Genomic DNA, 17853 nt, shown 5'->3' on the forward strand with positions numbered 1-17853 from the left:
TCCCTCAAAATTTCGGACAGCTAGGCAGCAAGACCCAATTTCCAAGTTTATTCGATCTTGAAAACTCAGTAATTTCGCAATTACCGACCACGCCGGTCAGTCGGATTCCAGCGATCCCTCAGCCATCCTCGAGCAGGTCCACTAGAACGTAAGAATCACGGGCGGAGACGATCACGCATGTGCGGCACCCTCGACGAGCCGAAGGGGCGACGTCGCTCGAAGCGGCGTCGGCTTGGCTTGCTGCGCACGCAACAAAGGAGGCAGGTCGCTTAGATAGCTCACTACGGGGTGATTTAATGAAGTACCTGGTCCTAGGACCGCTGGGTGTATTCGACGAGAAGTTCGACCTAACACCCTCCGCACCAAAGGTACGTGAGGTTCTCGCACTACTGCTATTGCGCCACAACCAGCTCGTCCAAACTCGCACGATCATTGATGAACTCTGGCCAGAGAACCCACCGGCGAGCGCCTTGTCGACGCTCCAGACCTATGTTTACAAGATCCGAAAAAACCTGGTACGCAATCGCCTTGGCGGCGACAACGGACCGCTGATCACCAGGCCACAGGGCTACCTCATCCAGATCCCACCGGAGAGTCTGGACCTCCACCGCTTCGAGCAACTCGCGGCCAAGGGGAGCGCCGCGCTCAACGCCGACGAGCCGGGCAAAGCCGCGGCCACGCTCGCCGAGGCCCTTGCGCTCTGGCGTGGACCCGCACTCGCGGACATTCGCATGGGCGAACTGCTCTCCGCGTACGTCACCGCACTGGAAGAGAGCAGGTTGCGGGCGCTGGAACTAAGGTTGGATGCCGACCTGCGGCTGGGCCGTCACCGTGACGTTATTCGCGAGCTGAAGGAGTTGGTCACCGCGCACCGCCTGCATGAGGGATTTCACACCAAACTCATGCTCGCGCTCCACAGATCAGGCCGTCGGTCCGAGGCTTTGGAGGTCTACAACGCCTTGCGGCGCTTTTTGGTGGACGAGCTCGGCATCGAACCCGCGGCGGAGTCGCGCCGGCTCCACCAATCACTGCTGGCTTCGGACCCCATACTCGAGCCGGCTCCTCAACCAACGGTGATCACGCGACTGACGGAGCTCCCGCCCGAGCCCGGTACCGCCGCCGACTGGACCTCTCCCATGGCGCCCGCACAACTTCCCCCTGATGTCGTCTCCGCTGTGGACGAAGCCGTTCTCGATCGCGCGCTGCAGTATCTCAAGGGAGCGGGAAAGACGGACACGGCGGCTCGCATCCTGTCCATCAGCGGCATGCCGGGGGTCGGAAAGAGCGCGCTCGCGGTTCACATCGCGCACCGCCTGCGGCTTGTCTTCCCGCACGGGCAGTTCTACGTGAACCTGCGCGGCACCACGCACGCACCGGCCGACCCAGCCGACGTGCTCCAGGAATTCCTGCGCGCGGCGCATATACCCAGTGACCGCATCGCAACCGGTGTCGACGAACGCAGCAAGATGTTCCGCACGTGGACCGCCACCCGGCGGGTGCTGGTGGTGCTTGACGAGGCGGACTCAGTACCTCAGATCATGCCCTTGCTTCCTGCCTCTGCCCGGTGCGCGGCGATCCTCACCGCCCGTTCCGGCCTGCACGGCCTACCCGGAGCCGAGGTCATCAACCTCGACCTGCCGTCCGTTACCAACGGCATCGGGCTGCTCAAGCACATCCTCGGGCGGGAACTGTCGGAAGGCGAACATCACGCCGCGGAGACCATCGTGCAACTGTGCGGGCGACTACCCCTGGCGATCAGGGTGGTGGGGGCGCGACTCGCCGCGGCGCGCGGCTGGACACTCAGCAAGCTCGCCCTGCGCCTGGTACGGGCTGAACGTCGCCTGGACGAACTGCATTTCGCCGACCTCGACGTTCGCTCCAGGTTCGATTTCACCTACGACCGCCTGGACGAGCGAGAGCGCAGCGTGCTGAGACTGCTGAGTTTGCTACATGGCGCACGATTCACCGCTCAAGGGGTGGCGAAGATGCTCGGCGACGACGACGTCGATCAGGTCGACCTGATCCTGGCGCGGCTGGTGGAAAACCACTTCCTCAAGGTACTCATCCAGGACGCGGGCGAACTCTGCTACTCCTTCTATGAACTCGCCCGCCTTTACGCCACAGAGCGTCTGGAGCGGGAACTGCAGAACATCAGCGAACGCACCGGTGGATCCTCGGCGGAACTCGACATCGCCAACGCCCTGCGCCGGCTTGAGCCGCCCCGCCCTGACTGACGCCTCGTGCTCCACCTACGCTCCAGCGGCCTGCCAGCAGGTCCGCGCACTCTGCTGGTCGATCTAACCTGCCGCTGGAAAGGCCGACCATGAAGGCTCTCGTTCTCGCTGGCGGACTCGGAACCCGCCTGCGGCCCCTCACACACACGATGCCCAAACAGCTCATCCCGGTAGCCAACAAGCCGGTTCTGCACTATGGCCTGCGGGCCATCAAGGACGCCGACATCACGGATGTGGGGATCGTGGTCGACGGTCACGACGACCACGTACGCCGCGCGATCGGCAACGGCTCGGCCTTCGGGCTGAACGTGTCCTATATCCCGCAGGACGCCCCCTCAGGCCTGGCGCACTGCGTCCTGATCGCGCGGGAGTTTCTAGGCGACGCCGATTTCGTCATGTACCTGGGAGACAACATCGTCATGGACGGGATCGTCGCCCTCCGAGACGACTTCCTCACGCGGCGGCCCGCGGCGATGGTGATGACCGGCAAGGTACTCAACCCCACCGATTTCGGAATCGCGGAGGTCGACACCGCCGACCGGATCGTCCGCCTGGAGGAGAAGCCCAAGGTCCCGCGCAGTGATCTCGCCGTGATCGGAGCTTACGCCTTCTCTCCCGCGATCCATCAGGCGGTTCGCAGCGTCACCCCGAACTGGCGGCACGAACGGGAGATCACCGACGCGCTGACCTGGCTGATCGACCACGGCTTCGACGTCAACGCGCACCCCGTCAGCGGCTACTGGAAGGACGCGGGCCGGATAGACGATCTCCTGGACTGCAATCGAGAGGTCCTGGGGACGATCCAGCGGGCGGTCCACGGCAACGTCGGGGAAGGCAGCGAACTCATCGGCCCAGTCGTGGTGGAGACCGGCGCCAGCGTGCTCGCCTCGCGCATCGTCGGACCCGCCATCATCGGCGCGGACGCGTCCGTCGTGCGCAGCACCGTCGGACCGTGCACGTCGATCGGGCCCGACTGCGAGGTCATGGACACCACGATCGAGAACTCGATCCTGCTCACCGGTGCTTCCCTGCGCGGGGTTCGGGGCATCAGCGCGTCGGTGATCGGAAGGTCCGCCCGGGTGCACGCCCGGTCCGCACCGGAGCGCCGGCTGATCCTCGGCGACGACAGCAAGATGCTGATCGAACCATGAAAGTCCTGGTCACCGGCGGTGCCGGGTTCATCGGTTCGAACTACGTGCGCAGCCTGCTGGGCGGGGCTTACGTGGGATACGAGGACGTGCACGTCACCGTAGTGGACAAACTGACATACGCCGGCAACACGGCCAACCTGCCGATGGACCACCCGCGGCTCTCGTTCGTCAAGGCCGACATCTGCGACGCCGCCACACTGTACGACGTGGTCAGGGGGCACGACGCCGTCGTCCATCTGGCGGCGGAATCACATGTCGACCGGTCGCTGCTCAGCGCCGGCGAGTTCGTGATCAGCAACGTGCTCGGCACCCAAGCGGTCCTGGAGTGCAGCCTGCGAGCGGGCGTGGAGCGCGTCGTGCACGTCTCCACGGACGAGGTCTACGGGTCGATCGGCGAGGGCTCCTGGACCGAGAAGCAGAGACTTCAGCCCAACTCCCCCTACGCCGCCGCGAAGGCCGGGGCCGACCTCCTGGCCTGGAGCTACTACCAGAGCCACCGGCTCCCGGTCTGCGTCACCCGATGCTCGAACAATTACGGCCCGCACCAGTTCATCGAGAAGATCATCCCGCTGTTCGTCACCAACCTCCTCGACGGCCGGCCCGTCCCGCTATATGGCGACGGCCTGCACGTACGGGAGTGGCTGCACGTCGACGACCATTGCCGCGGGCTCCAGCTCGTCCTGGAGCGTGGGCGGCCGGGTGAGATCTACCATCTCGGCGGCGGGACCGAGCTCACCAACCTCGACCTCGTCCGGCAGCTTCTCACCTTGTGCGGCGCTGACTGGGATCGGGTTCAGTTCGTCGACGACCGCAAGGGCCACGACAGGCGCTACTCGCTGGACGGCGAGAAGGCCCGGCACGAACTGGGGTACGAGGCTCGTGTCCCGTTCGATCGCGGCCTCGCCGACGTCGTCGACTGGTACCGCGACAATCGATGGTGGTGGGCGCCGCTGCGTGAGACCGCGGAGTTCTTCAAGTACGGCCTCCCGCGCGGCTGGTGAGACGTCTACCGAGCATCCAGCAGTCCTAGAGCGCCGCGGCGAGCCTTGACTCTATGGCGACGCTTCATGCGCATAGGCCGGCTGGAACCGGCTGGCTGATCTGTCCTGGTTGTGAGGAGCTGGTCTATGGAAAGCGCTTCGACCGTGGCGGCGGAGTGTGCCCCGGCTGTGGGCTCCATACCTGGCTGACGGCGCACGAGCGTCTGGGACAACTCCTTGATCCGGGGTCTATCACGCCTGTGGAGGTGGCGGCCACGAAGGAGGACCCACTCACGTTCACCGACAGCCGGCCGTACACCCAGCGGCTGCGCCTCGCGCGCTCGCAGACCGGGCTGGAGTCGGCAGCCGTGGCCGCCGCCGGGACGATCGGCGGAAGACGCCTGATCACGGTCGTGCTGGACTTTCGCTTCCTCGGCGGCAGTCTCGCCGCCGCGGAAGGCGAATGCCTTGTCACGGCGGCGGATCAAGCCCTGCGCGAACGGGTCCCGCTCCTCATCGTGACCGCCTCAGGCGGGGCGCGCATGCAGGAAGGCGCCCTGTCCCTGATGCAGATGGTCAAGTGCAGCCAGGCCTTGGCCAAGCTGGACGAGGCGGGCATATTAACGATTTCCGTGCTCACCGACCCCACGTACGGCGGCGTCGCGGCCTCGTTCGCCACGCTGCCCGATGTCATCCTGGCCGAGCCCGGCGCGCACATTGGCTTCGCCGGTCCCCGAGTGATCGAGCAGACGATCGGGCAGCGGCTGCCCGAGGGCTTCCAGACGGCGGAGTTCCTGTTCGCCCGCGGCCTCATCGACGCGGTGCAGTCCCGGCGGACGCTCCGGCCGACGCTGGCGCGCCTGCTCGCCACGGGCGACCGCGTCCCGCACGCCGGTACGGCAGACGCCACCCTGATCCTGGACCCAGAAGCACTGGCCCCGTGTGATCCCTGGCAGGTCGTGCAACTGGCCCGCCACCCGGACCGGCCCACCACGCTCGAGTACGCGGGTTCACTCCTTGAGGACTTCCAGGAGCTGCACGGCGACCGGGTGAGCGGCGACTGCCCGGCCATCGTGGGCGGGGTCGGCCGCTTGGACGGCCACCCGATCATGCTCATCGGGCATCAGAAGGGGCACACGACCGCCGAGCGGGTCGAGCGACGTTTCGGGATGCCGTCCCCAGCCGGATATCGCAAGGCGGGGAGGTTGATGCGCCTGGCCGCGAAGCTCGGGATGCCGATCGTGACTCTCATCGACACCCCGGGCGCACACCCGGGTATCGAGGCGGAAGAGAAGGGTCAGGCGTGGGCGATCGCCCGCAACCTGCACCTGATGTCCGGCCTTCCTGTTCCCATCGTCGCGGTCGTCACCGGCGAGGGCGGCAGTGGTGGAGCCCTGGCCGTGGCCGTGGCCAACCGGGTCTTCGCACTGTCCAACGCCGTGTACTCGGTCATCAGCCCGGAGGGATGCGCGGCGATCCTGTGGAAGACGGCCGAAGCCGCTCCGGCCGCGGCCACCGCCCTTCAACTCGACGCGCGCCAATTGCTGCGGCACGCGATCGTCGACGCGGTCATCCCTGAGCCAGAGGGGGGCGCTCACACCGCCCCCGGCAAGATGGCGGATCTGGTCAAGGCGGCTGTCGCCGACGCTCTCCGCCAGATGGCCGCACAACGCCCGGAGGAGCTCATCCGGCGCCGGCGCCTCCGGTTCGCGCAATTCGGCTCCCTACCATCCGCGAAGGGACACCAGGATGACCGAGTCTTCGAAGAACCAGCCACGTGAATCGCTGGAGGAGTTGTGCCGCCAGGCGGCCATGCTCCGCCAAACCAGCCACGAGCCCATCAGGCGCATCCGCGTCCAGAACGGCGACATGAGCGTGGAGCTGGAATGGCCGGAGCTCGGGAATCAGATCGCCCAGTCGACACAGCCGCACACTCCCGAACCTCCTGAGGCACACTCGGTCTGCTCTCCCATGGTCGGCACGTTCTATCTGGCTCCACAGCCCGGAGCCGAGCCGTTCGTCCGCGAAGGAGACACCGTCGTCGCAGGGCAACAGGTCGGAATCGTCGAGGCGATGAAGCTCATGAACGCGGTCGCGGCCGACCGCTCCGGCACGGTAGCGAAGATCCTTGTCCACGACGCCGCGCCTGTGGAGCACGGGCAACCCCTCGTCGCCCTTTCACTCGCCTGACCTGCTTGGAGGCCTGATGTTCACCACGGTCCTCATCGCCAACCGCGGCGAGATCGCTCTGAGGATCGCGCGCACGTGCCGTGAGATCGGCATACGGACGGTTGTCGCGCATTCCTCCGCGGACAAGGACGGCGCCGCCGCCCGTTTCGCCGACGAGACCGTCCAAATCGGGCCTGCGCCGGCCAGGCGAAGCTATCTCAACGCCGCCGCCGTCCTTCAGGCCGCGCTGAACACCGGCGCCGAGGCGATCCATCCCGGCTACGGATTCCTGGCCGAAGATCCGGACTTCGCGGAGATGTGCGAGGACGCCGGCCTGGTGTTCATCGGGCCACCCGCGCCTGTGCTCGCCTGCCTGGGCGACAAAGCCAGGGCATTGGGCACTGTGGAATCAGCAGGTCTGCCCACACTGCCCTGGAGCAGAGGAACGGTGGGCAGCGCGGCCGAGGCCAGGAGTATCGCCGCCGAGATCGGCTACCCGGTCATCATCAAGGCGGTGGCCGGCGGTGGCGGCCTCGGGATGGGGGTCGTGCGCACTCCCCACGAGCTTCCACGCGTTTACACCCAGGTCCACCAGGCCGCCACAGCCGTGTTCGGCGATGGCCGTGTCTATCTGGAGAAGTTCGTGGAGGCCGCGCGGCACGTCGAGGTGCAGGTGCTGGCCGACCGACACGGCCACGTGGTTCATCTCGGCGCCCGTGACTGCTCGGTGCAGCGCCGCCATCAAAAGCTCATCGAGGAGTCTCCCCTGCCGGGGACGTGGACCGGCATGAGCGAGCGGATCTGTGAGGCGGCCGTGCGGGGCGCCCGAGCGGCCGGGTACGTCGGGGCGGGAACCTTCGAGTTCCTCCTCGACGAGAACGGCGTCTTCTCCTTCATCGAGGCCAACTGCCGCATCCAGGTGGAGCATCCGGTGACCGAGATGGTGACCGGCCTCGACCTGGTCAGGGAACAACTCAACGTCGCCGCCGGGCATCCGCTGCCGCTCAGTCAGGACGAGATCGTCATCCGCGGTGCGGCACTCGAATGCCGGGTGAACGCCGAGGATCCCACCCAGGGGTTCCGGCCCTGCCCCGGACGGGTCGAGTCGGCCGCTCTGCCGGGCGGGCCCTTCGTCCGGGTGGATGGCTATCTCGATCGCGGCATGAACATCCCGGCCGAGTATGACTCCCTGCTGGCCAAGATCATCGTCTGGGCGCCGGACCGTGAGCAGGCCATCGCCAGGATGGAGAGAGCGCTGGCAGAGGTCGCCATCGACGGTCCGGGAGTCCGGACCACCGCCGCCTTCCTTCAGGACGTGCTCGCACACCCGCTGTTTCGCGACGCGAAGCACAGCACGGCACTGGTGGAGAGCATGATCGGGGCAGGGTGAGGTCCGATGATCGCCCAGTTCCTGGTTATTGGGTCCCTGGTGGGCAGCGGAGCCGTCGCCGGCGTGCTCTTCGCCGTCGCGCTCAGTACGGTTCCCGCGCTCATGGCGATGCCACCTGGCCGCTACATCTATGCGCACAAGCTGCTGGGACGCAACTGGGATCCGACGATGCCGGTGATCGTGCTCGCCTCCACCGCGGCGGACCTCGGTTTGCTCGGTGCCGCACCACCGAACACGCGCGTGCTGTTCGGGGCAGCCGCAGCCTGCCTGGTCGGCGTGTCGGTCGTCTCCCATCTGTGCAACGTCCCCATCAACCGCCAGATGCGGCTGCTTGATCCCGAGGCCATACCCGAGGACTGGGTGGACCCCCGGCCCGTCTGGCGCAGGTGGCATCTGCTTCGTACCGCGATGGCCATGGCCGCGCTCGTGCTCAACAGCGTCGCGGTCACGCTCATGTGATCGACAAAGAGAGGAAACGCCGTGAGCAGCTCAGCGACTCAGGACGGCAAGCTTGGCTTCGACCCCTTCGACCCTGCTCATCGGGCCGATCCGTATCCCCTCTATTCACGGCTTCGCGACGAGGCGCCCATCCATTTCAGTTCCCGCGGCTACTGGGTCTTCAGCCGCCACCGCGACTGCCTCGCCGTGCTGCGTGATCATCGCTTCGGTCACGGAACGGGGCAGATCCTGGAGAAGAACACCTTCCGGCGTCCGGTGCAGGGGCGCAGCAAGCCCTTCATCCTGCTGGATCCTCCCGAGCACACCCGGCTGCGCTCTCTGGTCAGCAAGGCCTTCACCCGCCGGATGGTGGAACGGCTGGCGCCCCGCATCGAGGAGATCGTGGCGGACATGATCGGAACCGCCGTCGAGCAAGGCGAGGTCGATCTCATGGAGGCGCTCGCCTATCCCCTTCCCGTCACCGTGATCAGCGAGCTGCTCGGCGTGCCCAAGGCGGATCTCGATGCGGTCAAGGAGCTGTCCAGTGTCGTGGCACGCGGCGTCGATCCGGACCATCACCACACGCCGGAGGAGATGCGCCGCAGAGGTGAGGCGTTCGCCGCGTTCGACGCCTACTTCCGCGTCCTCCTCGGTGAGCGACGGGCCCACCCGACCGGAGATCTGCTCAGCGAGCTCGCCGCGGCCGGGGACAGCGATTCGGCGCTCACCGACGGCGAACTGCTCACCACGTGCATCCTGCTCTATGTCGCCGGCCACGAAACCACGATGAGCCTGCTCGGCAACGGGGTGCTAGCCCTGATCCGGCATCCGGAGCAGTTCGCGGCGCTGCGCGCGCGGCCGGAACTCGCCGAGACGGCCGTCGAGGAGTTCCTCCGCTACGACCCGCCGACGCAGCTTTCGCGGCGAACCACGCTGGAGGAGGTCGAGTGGGACGGGCACTCCATCAAGCGCGGCGACCAGGTCGTCGTCCTGCGGGCGGCGGCCAACCGCGATCCCGAAGTGTTCGCCGGCCCCGATCGACTCGACCTGGCCAGGCAGGACAACCGGCACCTGGCGTTCGAGGGCGGCATCCACTTCTGTCTGGGAGCGTCCCTCGCCCGTCTGGAAGGCCGGATCGCCTTCCGCGCGCTGGCCGGCCGGGCGCGCGTCCTCGAACTCGCCACCGGCCGGCTTCGCTACCGCGACAACCTGGTCATCCGCAGTCTGGTCGACCTCCCCGTACGGCTGCGCTGATCAGGCTGGCTTGGTGCCTGTCACCAGGGTGTCACTCGGTCCGAGAGGCCGGTGCGACACGGCGGTGAACCCCGCTTCCTCCAGCCAGCTCCCGCACGCGCCGGGCGTGTATTCCGCTCCGCCCGGCGTTGTCAGGAGCATGTCGAGGCTGATCACGAGATTGTCCGGATCCGTCGGCTCTTCCTCGACCATGCGGTCGTAGACCAGCAGGGCACCACCTGGCGACACGGCCTCGAACGCCTTGCCGACGAGCATCCTGCGCTCCTGTTCGCTCCAGTCATGCAGGACGTGCCCGATGATCAGGGCGTCTGCCTCCGGCAGAGGGTCGGCGAAGAAGTCTCCCGCCACGAAGCTCACCTGGCCATCGACGCCGAGGGCGGCCATGTGGTCGTCGAAGGCGGGCTCCATCTGCGGCAGGTCGAACACCAAACCCTTCAGATGAGGCCGGCGCTTGACCAGGTTCCCTACGAGGTTGCCGCGCGCGCCACCGATGTCGGCCACGCTCGCGCACGCGTCCCACGGGAAGGCTCCGGCCAGCTCGGGGGCCAGGAGCCCGTTGAGCGAGTCCATCATCCCCAGGAAACCCGCGAGCTTGGCCGGGTCGCGGGTCATCGCCTGGAAGTCGCTGCCGACCTGCGGCTCACCGGACAGGAGCGCTTCGGTGAAGTGGCCCCATGCCGGGTAGAGCATGCGGTCGGCCCGCTCCAGGAAGCCGCCGATGTACGACGGCTTGCCGCGTACGAGATGCCGGCCAGCCGTTGGGCCGTTGGCGTACCGTCCGTCTTGCCGGGTGAGCACGCCCAGGGCGACCAGGGCGTCCAGGAAGGCCTTCGACGCCCGGGGATGCAGGCCATGCGACTCGCGCAGCTGCTGTTCCGTGGCCGGCCCCGCGTCCAGGCCGGTGAACAGGCCGAGTTCGATCGCCGTCAGCAGGATTTTCGACGTGCAGAACGCCGTGCCCAGCCGGAAGATGTCCTGAGGGCTCGCCGGTCGCGTGATCTCGGAGTCCGTCGTCATGGCTGCGAGCGTCACCCGGCCGGGTAGCGAACGGCTGGACGCTTCTTCGCGCCGTGCACGGCTTGCTTCGATCGCTCCTTCACCGCCTCGCGAGCGCGCTGTTGGACGCTCGATGCCGACGAGGAGGTGCACTCATGTCAGGTGGGAATGGGCCACGCCCCTTTCCGTTCCCCGCGCCGGACCCGCTGGAACCCCCGGCCGACTACGCCGAACTCCTGCGCGATGAGCCCGTCTCGCGGGTGGTCCTGCCGTCCGGTGACCACGCATGGCTGGTGACCCGTCACGAGCATGTCCGGAAGGTCCTTTCCGATCAGCGTTTCAGCCGCGAGGCGATCACCCTGCCGGGAGCTCCCCGTCTGCTTCCCATCGCACGCGACTCCAAGTCGATCTTCGTGATGGATCCGCCCGAACACACGCGCTTGCGCCGGTTGGTCTCGAAGGCGTTCGCGCCGCGACGCATCGACGCGCTGCGTCCCCGGCTCGAACGGCTCGCGACCGAATTGCTGGATGCGATGGAGTCGGCGGGGCCTCCGGCCGATCTGATGACGCATCTGGCAGGGCCGCTACCGATCACCGTGATCTGCGAGCTGCTCGGCGTGCCGTACGAGGACGTGGCGCAGTTCCGCGCATGGACCGACATCATGCTGAGCTTCGACGCCGGTCGGCGCGAGGAGGTGCTGGCCGCTCGCGACAGCCTCACCGACTACCTCACCGGGCTGATCTCGGAGAAGCGCAGTCGCCCCACGCAAGACCTCCTCATGGATCTCATCGAGGCAAGCGAGCAGGGCGACCGCCTGAGCGAGGAAGAGTTACTGGCCTTCGGCTACACCCTCCTGGGCGCCGGCTACCACGCCACCACGGCCGAGATCGCGCATGCCGTGATCCATCTGACGCGAACCCCCGACCTCTTCGGCCGTCTCGGCAAGGACCACGCCCTTCTCACGGGAGCCGCCACAGAGATGCTGCGCTACTCACAGGCCGGCGGCGGGCTCGGCGCGCTTCGCATCGCGATGGAGGACACCGAGATCGGTGGCGTGGCGATCAAGTCGGGGGAAGCCGTGCTTCCCATGGTCAACGCCGCCAACCGGGACCCCGCGGTCTTCGCCGACCCCGGCACGATCAACGCCCATCGCGACCCCAACCCGCACCTGGCCTTCGGCCACGGCATCCATCACTGCCTCGGCGCGCAGCTGGGCCGCATCGAACTCGAGGTCGCGCTCGGCGCTCTCAGCCGGCGCTTCCCCGGCCTACGCGTCGCCACTGCGGAGGCAGACCTCGTGTGGAGCTCGGGTGTCGCGTTCCGCCGCCCGGCCGAGCTGCCCCTGACCTGGTGAGGGGAGATACGCCATGCGCGCACGCCTCGCGGACGTGCTCAGCGACATCCTGTGGGACATCGGCCTGGTGATGTCTCCCTACCTCAACGCCGACCTGCTGGACGAGTATCGGGACCGCGTGCGGGCCAGGCAAGAGAACGACAACACGCGCTGACCGCACGCTGGAACCTCGCTCGATTCGCGCTCGATTCGCGCTCGACCCGGGCTCGAGCAAGCCCGGAATTAGGAGAGGTGCCTGCCATGCGCGTGTTGTTCTCCACCTGGTCCTGGCCCACGCACCTGTATCCGATGGTGCCGCTCGCCTGGGCGCTGCGGGCCTCGGGACACGAGGTGCTCGTCGCGTGCCGGCCCGTCCTGGTGCCCGTGGCCGCCGCCGCCGGGCTGCCCGCCGTACCGGTCGGCGCCGACGTCGATGTCATCGAGACCCTGCACGGCTATCTCGATCAGCCCACCGGCGGCGCGCCCGCACGTCCGCGCGCGGTCGAGTTGTTCGCCCGCCTTGCGCAGACCTCGTGCGATGACCTGGTCGCCGCGATCCGCTCGTGGCTTCCGGATCTCGTCGTCTTCGACCCCACCGACTGGGCGGCTCCCGTGGCCGCCGCCAAGACGCAGGTCCCCGCGGTCCGGCAGCTCTACGGGCTGGATCTGGTCTCTTCCACGCGCGAGGTCGTGAAACAGGCACTGCACCCCCTGTGCGAGCACGTCGGTCTCGACGAGGTGGACCCGCTCGGCGCGCTGACCCTCGATCCCAGTCCCACCGGGCTGCGTCTGCCCGTGGCAGGGCCACGGCTGCCGCTTCGCTACATCCCTTACAACGGACCGCGTCAGGCCCCGCCCTCGTGGGTGCACACCCGGCGAAACCGCGCCCGCGTCTGCGTCACCTGGGGCACCACCATGGCGCGCCTGTCCGACCGCTACTTCCTGGCCGGGCGGATCGCCGAAAGGCTCTCCGCCCTCGACGCCGAGATTGTCCTGGCGATCACCCCGGAACAGCGCGCCGCCATCTCCAGCCCGCAGGCGACGGTGGCCGAGTCTGTGTCGCTGGATCACCTTCTCCCCACGTGTGACGCGGTCGTTCACCACGGTGGCGCGGGCACGATGCTGACCGCGCTGGCCCACGGAGTGCCACAACTCGCCGTGCCCCGGCTACCCGATCACAAGGCGCATGCCAGGGCGCTGGTCAAGAGCGGCGCCGGCAAGCTCATCGAAGCCGACCGCGCCGATCTCGACCAGATCGCCCACGCCGTCGCCGACCTTCTCTCCTCGATCCCGCACCGTCGCGCCGCGGCCGGACTGCGGGCCGAGATCCTCGCCCACCCGACCCCCGTTCAGGTGGTCGCGACGCTGAAGGCGGTCGCCGAACGCGGAGAGACCGGGCGTCTACCGAGCTTCGAGGCCGCCAGCACATCGTGACCGGGCAAAAGCCGCACTCAGAGAAAGGAGGGGGCGTGAACCGGACACTGATCGTCGCCCGGATGCAGGCCACGAGCGCCGACGCCGTGGCCAAGATCTTCACCGAGTCCGACGCCACACAGCTGCCCCACATGATCGGCGTTTCCCGGCGGACCCTCTTCCGCTTCCACGACCTCTACTTCCATCTGGTGGAGGCCGGTGACGGCGTCACCGAGCGCCTTTACCAAGCACGCAGCCACCCGCTGTACGAGGACATCAACACGAAGCTCGCCGAGCACATGCGGCCGTACGACCCCAACTGGCGCGAGCCCAAGGATGCCATGGCCATCCCCTTCTACGAGTGGGAAGCGGGGGGAAGTTCCGGTGACGCGTGAGTCGAACCCGGCGGAAGCCGTACAGAAGATCGCCCTTCAGGACGTGACGCCCAACCGCCGCCGCGGCGGGGACATTCGCGTGCTGCTCAGCCCGAAGACCGTCGGGTCGTCGACCGGATTCATGGGCATCCTCACCCTGGCTCCGGGCGAGTATGTCTCCGAGCACTACCACCCCTACTCGGAGGAGTTCCTGTACGCCGTCCGCGGCACCGTAGAGGCCAGGGTGGAGGACAAGAAGCTGGCGGTCGGAGCCGGGGAGGGCATCATGATCCCCAAAGGGCTGCGGCATCGGGTGACCAACACCGGCGTCGACACTGCCGTCCTGGTCTTCCACCTCTGCCCGCTGGCGCCCCGGCCTGAGCTCGGGCACGTGGACACCGAGGCGCTGCCCCACCCTGACGCGGTTGGGCCGGAGGTCGGGGGCCGATGATGGGACAGCGCCGGGTTGCCATCACCGGGATCGGCGTCGTCGCTCCCGGCGGCATCGGCCGCAAGGAGTTCTGGGGGCTTCTGACCGCAGGCCGGACGGCGACGCGCACGATCTCCTTCTTCGATCCGTCCGGATTCCGCTCCAGGATGGCCGCGGAGTGCGACTTTGACGCGGCGGCCGAAGGGCTCACGCCTCAGGAGATCCGGCGCATGGATCGGGCCGCCCAACTGGCCGTCGTGTCGGCCAGAGAGGCCTGGGCCGACAGCGGCCTGACGGCGGACGACCTCCCACCGGAGCGCATCAGCACCTCCCTCGGCAGCGCGGTCGGGTGCACGATGGGCCTGGAGCAGGAGTACGTCGTCCTCAGCAACGGCGGCAGGCGCTGGCTCGTCGACCCCGCCTACCGCGTGCCACAGCTCTACAGCTACATGGCGCCGAGCACGCTGGCCTGCGAGGTCGCCTGGGCTGTCGGAGCGGAAGGGCCGAACGCGCTGATCTCCACCGGATGCACCTCCGGGCTGGACGCCGTCGGCCACGCCTGCCAGCTCATCCAGGAGGGAACCGCGGACGTGGTGGTGGCGGGCGCCACCGACGCTCCCATCTCGCCCATCACCGTGGCCTGCTTCGACGCCATCAGGGCGACTTCCCCGAACAACGCCGATCCCGAGCACGCCTCCCGCCCCTTTGACCGCCGCCGCGACGGATTCGTGCTCGGAGAGGGCGCGGCCATCATGATTATTGAAGATCTGGAAACCGCACGACGGCGCGGCGCATCCGTTTACTGCGAGATCGTCGGTTTCGCCAGCAGGAGCAACGCCTTCCATATGACCGGACTGAAGCCGGACGGCCGAGAGATGGCGGAGGCGATCCGCGTCGCGATGACGCAAGCGCGGTTGAACCCAGACGATGTCGACTACATCAACGCCCACGGGTCGGGAACCAAGCAGAACGACCGGCATGAGACCGCCGCCTTCAAGCGAAGTCTCGGAGATCACGCCCGGCGGGTGCCGGTGAGCTCGATCAAGTCCATGGTAGGCCATTCGCTCGGCGCCATCGGCTCGATCGAGGTCGCCGCCTGCGCGCTGGCGATCCAGCACGACGTGGTACCGCCGACGGCGAACCTGCTGGAGTCCGACCCCGAATGCGACCTTGACTATGTGCCGGTGACGGCCCGCCAGCACCCGGTAGACGTCGTGCTCAGCGTGGGCAGCGGCTTCGGCGGTTTCCAGACCGCCATGCTGCTCGCCGATCCGCAGAGGGCTCCTGCATGACGATCGCGGCCCTGGTCACCGGCATAGGCGTCGTCGCGCCCAACGGGCTCGGCGCGGACGCCTACTGGCCCGCCGTGCTCGACGGCAAGAGCGGCATCGGCCGGATCACCCGTTTTGACCCCGATGGCTATCCCGTACAGCTGGCTGGCGAGGTCCGCGACTTCGTGGCCAGGCAACACCTGTCCGGGCGCATTCTCGTGGAGACCGATCACTGGACTCACATGGCGCTGGCCGCCGCGTCCATGGCCTTGGACGACGCGGCCGCCGATCCGGCGAGCCTTCCCGAGTACGGCATGGCGGTGGCGACGGCGAGTTCCTCCGGCGGCACCGAGTTCGGCCAACGCGAGATCGAACGCCTGTGGAGCAAGGGCCCTCGACATGTAGGCGCCTACCAGTCCATCGCCTGGTTCTACGCCGCAACGACGGGCCAGATCTCGATCCGGCACAAGATGCGCGGGCCCTGCGGCGTCATCTCGGCAGAGCAGGCGGGCGGGATCGACGCGATCGCCCAGGCCCGCCGGCTCATTCGTACGGGAACCAGCCTCGTGGTCAGCGGCGGGACCGACGCGTCCCTGTGCCCCTACGGGCTGACGGCCCAGCTGACGACCGGGCTGCTGAGCACGAGCGGCGACCCGGCTCGCGCCTACCTCCCCTTCGATGCCGCGGCCTGCGGATACGTACCAGGGGAAGGCGGCGCGATCCTCATCGTGGAGGACGGATCACGAGAGGGCGGCGACCCGTACGGCGAGATCGCCGGATACGCCGCCACCTTCGACCCGCGGCCCGGTTCGGGGCGGCCTCCCGGGCTGCGGCGGGCGATCGAGGGCGCCCTGGCCGACGCGTCGCTGTCGCCCGGCGAAGTTGACGTCGTCTTCGCCGACGCGGCAGCCGTACCTGAGCTGGACAGGGTCGAGGCCGCGGCGATCGCCGCGGTGTTCGGCGCGTCCGGCGTCGCGGTCACCGCCCCCAAGACCATGACCGGCCGGCTTTACGGCGGCGGTGCCGCGCTCGATGTGGCCACGGCCCTTCTCGCGCTCCGGCACCAGGTAATCCCGCCGACCGTGGGTGTGCGTGAGGTGAGCGGCCACCACGAGATGGACCTGGTGCTCGGCCGCCCCCGGCCGGGCCCCCTACGCAATGCGCTGATCATCGCCCGGGGGTACGGAGGGTTCAACTCCGCCCTGGTCGTCAGGACAGTCAGTTCATCGGACCGCACTAGGAGGACGTGATGGCGGAACTCACCCTCGATGCCCTGAGAAAGCTCATGCGGGAAGGCGGCGGTGTCGAGGACGGCGTCGATCTCGACGGCGAAATTCTGCACTCTTCCTTCGCCGACCTCGGGTACGACTCGTTGGCTGTCCTGGAGATCGGCGCGCTCATCGAGCGCGAGTATGGCACCGAGGTCCCCGACTCGGCGATCGGCGAGATCACGACGCCACACGAGATGATCGAGTTCGTCCGCCGTGGCACGGTGACCGCCGGGCACACCGACAACTCCATCGTCATCGACGCCCCCATGGAACTGGTCTGGGAGATGACGAACGACGTGGAGTCGTGGCCGGAGTTGTTCAGCGAGTACGCCTCGGCGGAGATCCTGGAGCGGCAGGACGAGACGGTCCGCTTCCGCCTGACCATGCATCCGGACGACGAGGGCAAGGTGTGGAGCTGGGTCTCCGAGCGCACCCCGGACCCCCGGACCAGGACGGTCAACGCCAAACGAGTAGAGACCGGGCCATTCGAGCACATGATCATCTTCTGGGAGTACCTGCAGGAGCAGGAGGGCGTGCGGATGCGCTGGGTCCAGGACTTCCACATGAAGCCGTCGGCTCCCGTCGACGACGCCGGCATGACCGACCACCTCAACCGCAACACCCTCGTCCAGATGGAGCGGATCAAGGGCATCGTGGAAGCGGCGGCGGCGAAGTGACACCGGTCCTGGCCCCACTGGTGCTGCTGGCGAACGGGCTCACCGCCGGGGTCATGTTCTCCACGGTCATCGGCTTGGTGCCGTGGACGATGACGTTGCCGTACGAGCGGTACGTCCAGGCGATCCAGTTCCTCTGGCCGCGCTACGACCCCTTCATGCCGATCGTCAACGTGCTCACCGTGATCGCGGACATCCTTCTGGCGGTCACCGCACCGGAGGCCGCCTCCCGCTTCCTGTACGGCACGGCCGCCACCCTGCTCACTGTGGTCATGGCCATCTCGGTGATCAAGAACGTGCCCATCAACAAATACGTCATCTCGCTGGACCCGGCCGCGCGTCCGGACGACTGGGGCGAGCGCGACCCCCGGCGATCCTGGCGTGCCTGGAACCTCGCCCGAACCCTCATCGCCCTGCTGGCCTTGGGGACGAATGCTGTAGCCACCGCCACCCTCATCTGAGCCCGATGGAGAG

18 protein-coding genes are annotated in these 17853 nt (G+C 67.8%); 17 read left to right on the forward strand and 1 reads right to left on the reverse strand.

Going from position 1 to position 17853, the window contains the following annotated elements:
* Positions 1–296: 296 nt before the first annotated feature.
* The 8 genes from ACFWY5_RS51280 to ACFWY5_RS51315 all read left to right on the forward strand — a co-directional run bounded on the left by ACFWY5_RS51280 (position 297) and on the right by ACFWY5_RS51315 (position 9616).
* Positions 297–2234 carry a BTAD domain-containing putative transcriptional regulator gene (locus ACFWY5_RS51280; RefSeq protein WP_379639384.1) on the forward strand — a complete coding sequence of 646 codons (1938 nt, stop codon included), beginning with the start codon at positions 297–299 and terminating at the stop codon, positions 2232–2234.
* Between the two features lie 89 nt (positions 2235–2323).
* Complete coding sequence (locus tag ACFWY5_RS51285; RefSeq protein ID WP_379639385.1) at positions 2324–3385, forward strand: glucose-1-phosphate thymidylyltransferase; 1062 nt, start codon at positions 2324–2326, stop codon at positions 3383–3385.
* The gene (gene rfbB / locus ACFWY5_RS51290) at positions 3382–4386 is read left to right on the forward strand and encodes a dTDP-glucose 4,6-dehydratase (protein WP_379639386.1); all 1005 of its coding nucleotides are present in this window, start codon (positions 3382–3384) and stop codon (positions 4384–4386) included. Before ACFWY5_RS51285 ends, rfbB begins: the two co-directional genes overlap by 4 nt.
* Positions 4387–4631: 245 nt before the next feature.
* Positions 4632–6146, forward strand: coding sequence for an acetyl-CoA carboxylase carboxyltransferase subunit alpha (locus tag ACFWY5_RS51295; RefSeq protein WP_379639388.1), 1515 nt, complete (start codon positions 4632–4634; stop codon positions 6144–6146).
* Complete coding sequence (locus ACFWY5_RS51300; protein ID WP_379639389.1) at positions 6115–6555, forward strand: acetyl-CoA carboxylase biotin carboxyl carrier protein; 441 nt, start codon at positions 6115–6117, stop codon at positions 6553–6555. Before ACFWY5_RS51295 ends, ACFWY5_RS51300 begins: the two co-directional genes overlap by 32 nt.
* Before the next feature lie 16 nt (positions 6556–6571).
* Positions 6572–7924: an acetyl/propionyl/methylcrotonyl-CoA carboxylase subunit alpha gene (locus ACFWY5_RS51305; protein WP_379639390.1), complete on the forward strand. Its 1353-nt coding sequence runs from the start codon at positions 6572–6574 to the stop codon at positions 7922–7924.
* A gap of 6 nt (positions 7925–7930) precedes the next feature.
* A complete protein-coding gene (locus ACFWY5_RS51310) occupies positions 7931–8383 on the forward strand; it encodes a DUF1772 domain-containing protein (RefSeq protein ID WP_379639391.1) in 453 nt (150 codons plus the stop codon).
* Positions 8384–8404: 21 nt separating this feature from the next.
* Positions 8405–9616 (forward strand): cytochrome P450, encoded by a 1212-nt coding sequence (locus ACFWY5_RS51315; RefSeq protein WP_379639393.1) that lies wholly within the window; start codon positions 8405–8407, stop codon positions 9614–9616.
* Here ACFWY5_RS51315 and ACFWY5_RS51320 read toward each other — a convergent pair whose 3' ends face one another.
* Positions 9617–10633, reverse strand: coding sequence for a methyltransferase (locus tag ACFWY5_RS51320; RefSeq protein ID WP_379639394.1), 1017 nt, complete (start codon positions 10631–10633; stop codon positions 9617–9619). It lies immediately after the preceding gene.
* A 272-nt stretch (positions 10634–10905) separates the two neighbouring features.
* Between ACFWY5_RS51320 and ACFWY5_RS51325 the strand changes: the two genes are divergently transcribed.
* The 9 genes from ACFWY5_RS51325 to ACFWY5_RS51365 all read left to right on the forward strand — a co-directional run bounded on the left by ACFWY5_RS51325 (position 10906) and on the right by ACFWY5_RS51365 (position 17840).
* Positions 10906–11967 (forward strand): cytochrome P450, encoded by a 1062-nt coding sequence (locus ACFWY5_RS51325; RefSeq protein WP_379639395.1) that lies wholly within the window; start codon positions 10906–10908, stop codon positions 11965–11967.
* Positions 11968–11980: 13 nt separating this feature from the next.
* Positions 11981–12121, forward strand: coding sequence for a hypothetical protein (locus ACFWY5_RS51330; protein WP_379639396.1), 141 nt, complete (start codon positions 11981–11983; stop codon positions 12119–12121).
* Between the two features lie 86 nt (positions 12122–12207).
* Entirely contained in the window at positions 12208–13380 is a 1173-nt protein-coding gene (locus tag ACFWY5_RS51335; RefSeq protein ID WP_379639398.1) for a nucleotide disphospho-sugar-binding domain-containing protein, read from the forward strand.
* A 35-nt stretch (positions 13381–13415) separates the two neighbouring features.
* Complete coding sequence (locus ACFWY5_RS51340) at positions 13416–13754, forward strand: TcmI family type II polyketide cyclase (RefSeq protein ID WP_379639399.1); 339 nt, start codon at positions 13416–13418, stop codon at positions 13752–13754.
* Positions 13744–14184, forward strand: a complete 441-nt coding sequence (locus tag ACFWY5_RS51345; RefSeq protein WP_379639400.1) for a cupin domain-containing protein — start codon at positions 13744–13746, stop codon at positions 14182–14184. Before ACFWY5_RS51340 ends, ACFWY5_RS51345 begins: the two co-directional genes overlap by 11 nt.
* On the forward strand, positions 14181–15455 hold the full coding sequence (locus tag ACFWY5_RS51350) for a beta-ketoacyl-[acyl-carrier-protein] synthase family protein (protein WP_379639401.1): 1275 nt from the start codon (positions 14181–14183) through the stop codon (positions 15453–15455). The genes ACFWY5_RS51345 and ACFWY5_RS51350 overlap by 4 nt, the downstream gene beginning before the upstream one ends.
* The gene (locus ACFWY5_RS51355; protein WP_379639403.1) at positions 15452–16684 is read left to right on the forward strand and encodes a ketosynthase chain-length factor; all 1233 of its coding nucleotides are present in this window, start codon (positions 15452–15454) and stop codon (positions 16682–16684) included. Before ACFWY5_RS51350 ends, ACFWY5_RS51355 begins: the two co-directional genes overlap by 4 nt.
* A complete protein-coding gene (locus tag ACFWY5_RS51360) occupies positions 16684–17382 on the forward strand; it encodes an SRPBCC family protein (protein ID WP_379639404.1) in 699 nt (232 codons plus the stop codon). Before ACFWY5_RS51355 ends, ACFWY5_RS51360 begins: the two co-directional genes overlap by 1 nt.
* Positions 17379–17840: an anthrone oxygenase family protein gene (locus tag ACFWY5_RS51365; protein ID WP_379639406.1), complete on the forward strand. Its 462-nt coding sequence runs from the start codon at positions 17379–17381 to the stop codon at positions 17838–17840. The genes ACFWY5_RS51360 and ACFWY5_RS51365 overlap by 4 nt, the downstream gene beginning before the upstream one ends.
* The last annotated feature ends 13 nt before the right edge of the window (positions 17841–17853 follow it).

The sequence above is a fragment of the Nonomuraea sp. NPDC059007 genome (assembly GCF_042740555.1).
Taxonomy (GTDB): domain Bacteria; phylum Actinomycetota; class Actinomycetes; order Streptosporangiales; family Streptosporangiaceae; genus Nonomuraea.

Bases quoted from the DNA above. Each gene is read 5' to 3' on its own strand.
- ACFWY5_RS51280 (WP_379639384.1), top strand. From the start codon at position 297: ATGAAGTACCTGGTCCTAGGACCGCTGGGTGTATTCGACGAGAAGTTC.
- ACFWY5_RS51285 (WP_379639385.1), top strand. From the start codon at position 2,324: ATGAAGGCTCTCGTTCTCGCTGGCGGACTCGGAACCCGCCTGCGGCCC.
- rfbB (WP_379639386.1), top strand. From the start codon at position 3,382: ATGAAAGTCCTGGTCACCGGCGGTGCCGGGTTCATCGGTTCGAACTAC.
- ACFWY5_RS51300 (WP_379639389.1), top strand. From the start codon at position 6,115: ATGACCGAGTCTTCGAAGAACCAGCCACGTGAATCGCTGGAGGAGTTG.
- ACFWY5_RS51305 (WP_379639390.1), top strand. From the start codon at position 6,572: ATGTTCACCACGGTCCTCATCGCCAACCGCGGCGAGATCGCTCTGAGG.
- ACFWY5_RS51310 (WP_379639391.1), top strand. From the start codon at position 7,931: ATGATCGCCCAGTTCCTGGTTATTGGGTCCCTGGTGGGCAGCGGAGCC.
- ACFWY5_RS51320 (WP_379639394.1), bottom strand. From the start codon at position 10,633: ATGACGACGGACTCCGAGATCACGCGACCGGCGAGCCCTCAGGACATC.
- ACFWY5_RS51330 (WP_379639396.1), top strand. From the start codon at position 11,981: ATGCGCGCACGCCTCGCGGACGTGCTCAGCGACATCCTGTGGGACATC.
- ACFWY5_RS51335 (WP_379639398.1), top strand. From the start codon at position 12,208: ATGCGCGTGTTGTTCTCCACCTGGTCCTGGCCCACGCACCTGTATCCG.
- ACFWY5_RS51350 (WP_379639401.1), top strand. From the start codon at position 14,181: ATGATGGGACAGCGCCGGGTTGCCATCACCGGGATCGGCGTCGTCGCT.
- ACFWY5_RS51355 (WP_379639403.1), top strand. From the start codon at position 15,452: ATGACGATCGCGGCCCTGGTCACCGGCATAGGCGTCGTCGCGCCCAAC.
- ACFWY5_RS51360 (WP_379639404.1), top strand. From the start codon at position 16,684: ATGGCGGAACTCACCCTCGATGCCCTGAGAAAGCTCATGCGGGAAGGC.